At 45.6% G+C, this 3,260-nt stretch carries 1 protein-coding gene; it reads right to left on the bottom strand.

The genetic code is table 11. The features are described from left to right. Positions 1-3,156: hypothetical protein (locus tag HMPREF3201_RS07775; protein ID WP_197408273.1), on the bottom strand; the 3,156-nt coding region annotated here is incomplete at its 3' end. Positions 3,157-3,260: the final 104 nt, after the last annotated feature.

The raw sequence follows: 3,260 nt of genomic DNA, 5'->3' as shown, positions 1-3,260 counted from the left end.
CCAGCCGTCGGGATCGGTATTCATATGGCGAACGTCGCCCATACGCTTATTTAAGGTGTCGACATCAGTGACAAGATCGTACATGATCTGCGAATTGATGCGTCCCGTTTCAACGAGTGGACTTTCGGTATAACCGATGGTGCCGAAGAACCAGTCCGTCGTCGTATCCGTGGCAGCTCTATCGGCGGTTGCTTCAGCATCAGCTGCTGCTACCGTCGTTTCAGATGTTATGCCGATCGTGTAATCATATAAGCTTCCCTTAGTTACATTTTGCTGAATAATCGGGCTGGTAAATACGGCATCGCTGTTAGTCAAGGTAGCGAAATAGAGGCGGTCATCAATACCCATTTCATCCAGATGCATGGTCGACGGGTCGCTCACTACCGTCTGTGTCCCCGTTGCACTTTCTGTAGCGACGATATAGTCGCTGTGTTCAGTCTTTTCTTTTGCGCCGCCATTACTGGTCCAGTCGAGGTCCATGACCATGGTGCCCGTACCGGACAGATTCTTTGCCGTAACGCTGGTGCCGGTATGAGCCGCATCACTCATATTGACTAAGGAATCATTATCTAACTTCGTCAACGTGCTGTCACCGGTTACATCCCAGAAAGCTCCGTTTCGCAAGGTAATGTTAATGTGAGAACCTTCATCGATATCCGGATCTTCGCAGCCGCCATAGTCTACACCACCGCCACAGTCACCAGGTTCAGGATCAATTGGGCAAGTACCTTCATCTAAAATCTCTTCGTCTTGGTACTCTACATCGCCACAATCACCGGGTCCAGGATTAGCCGGGCACGTACCTTCATCGTCTCCATCATAAGAATAGACCTTCTCAATCTCACGCAATTCGGTAAAACCGGTAAAGGATGAATCAGGTGTATCAAAGAGGGCATCGATCTGCCCGTTATAGGCCCGCATATTGCCTTTGATAACCTTATCTACGCCTTCGGTGAGAGTCTTTATTCTCCCGGCCGATTCGGCATAGAAGGCATTGTCTTCAGCTTGAATCACAAGACCCTTGTTAAAAATAATATCACTGTCATATTGGGCAACAGCCCCGGTCTTAGCTTGGTCAATCACCAAATCGCCGTTAAAAGTGATGGTTGATTTGTCTTCCTCCGCGATATCCCTATCAGTCTCTGCCCAAGCGCCGATGTCGACTTTCTTCATAACCGTATCAGCATTAAAATTAATCAGCCCTCTGGCTTCCGACTTAGCACCGATACCGGCCTCGGGGATAATCGTCTTGCCGTTAAAATTAATCACCCCATCATACTCCGCCAAGGCCGCGATAGAGCCCTTATTATCGACGGAAATCATTCCATCCGTCGTCGTCAAATCAATTATTCCGGTATTAGTCCACAACGTCGATTGATACTTGTAGTCGTAATTATAGTGGTACTCATTATAGTAGTCATCGCCGTCATCATGATAATAGTCAGTATAACCGGCATTGTTACCAGCATTATGCAGGGAAATCGAGTCTCCGGCACGCATCGTAATATCACCACCGTAATCGGCGAATATCAACGTAGGCGTTATCTCTGTTGATAATGTAATGGTGTTGCCGGCGTCGAATTTAATCTTACTACCGCTGGCAGAGAAAACCATATTAGTATCGTCTTCCAATCCAGTAGATTCCTCGTCCGGTTCTTGAGCAATCCATTCAATATCTTCGGCATTTAAAGAAAGGTCCGCATACCAAGTAGTCTCTGCTAAGCGCTGCGTATTTCCCTTTATGGCCTGCGCTTCGATTTGAAGAGTTGGTCCATTATTCATATAAATAGCGGACGAATTGCTGGCCTGATCTTCATGAAAAATGATATTCTCAGCGGCAGTTATCGTAGCAGAGGCGGGTCCCCTTTCACCCCAACGGTCGGAATAATTTAATTCAATAAAAGTCCCGTCTTGCTCGCGGTTAAACAGAATATCGTTTTTGGCCGTCAGCGTCGCCTCGCCATCGTTATCGACGTACAGACTCGATGAGTCTGACTCCTCATTGGTCTTATTAAAAACGATGTTATTAACGTTATCTATCTTAATCTTTGCGCCATTTTGAACAACTACATTGGTCTTATCAAACGTAATGTCCTTACCGGCATCTATTTGAAGCGTAGCTTCATCTTGAATATCAACACTTGTATTATCCAACTTAATATCATTTCCGGCGTTCATCTGAATCGTGGCACCACTTTGAATCTCAATACCTGTATTGCCAAACGTAATGTCATTATCGGCGTCCATTTGAAGCGAGGCTTCCTCTTTAGCATCAATATCAGCATTATCAACCGTAATATCCTGCCCAGCTTCCACATGAAGGATTCCTCCATCATTAAGATTCATTCCTGTAAACCCTTCACCGTTCACCTTGATATCATTGCCAGCCTTTATCTGAAGCTCGCCTTTACGCCACGCCTCGATGTTGGCCTCCGTAAAAGTAATATCATTACCGGCATCTATCTTAAGGGATCCTCCATCATAAGAAGTGATATCGCCCTTATTGAAAGTAATATCATGTCCGGCATTCATTTCGGCCTTAGTTTCTTCACCAATACTCATCATAGAGCCTGACTCATCATGTTGCAATACGATGTCATTGCCGGCATTCAATTTCAACTGATTATCGCCATCTACGGTTAGGGAAGACCCAAACGAATACTGTTCTACTTGGGTTAACAGGATATCCTTCTTGGCCTGAAGGCTGATAGAGTTTCCACTCTGTTCAAAAACATCCACGATTACTCCAGCACGAGCCGTCACCTCAATAGTATAAGCATCATGAATGTTCACACTTACGTTATCTTGACCAATATATAAAATATCCGGTTTTGCATCGATGGACAAGATATGACCATCCATATTCAAATCCAGATTTCCTTTTGCTAAATCCTCTTTAAGGCTTCCGTCAAAAACAACTTTCATCTCTTCACCGTCTGCCACCTCTGAAATGACGGAGACATCTGACGTTGCAGTCACTTCCTGATCAACGGTAAAATCGAACAGGGAATGTTGTCCTTGAAGCTCATGAGTCCCTCCAATCGTATCGCCGGTTATGGGATATTCGACAGCTCCCACGCCCATGTAGGGTGTACTCAATAGAGCCGCCAATACCAGTACCCGCAATAACTCTCGTCTCGCTTTTTTACTGCTCATAGTTACCTCCTCATCACCATAAAATAGATTGTCCGCTCAAGGTAATTCATCTAAATGCGGGCAGGATACTCCGTCCTCTTAGGTCGGGGCGGAATGCCCGCTCA

The organism is Megasphaera sp. MJR8396C (genome assembly GCF_001546855.1).
GTDB lineage: Bacteria > Bacillota > Negativicutes > Veillonellales > Megasphaeraceae > Megasphaera.
Note: the sequence above shows the minus strand (reverse complement) of the source record. Positions and strands in the feature narration are given on the sequence as shown.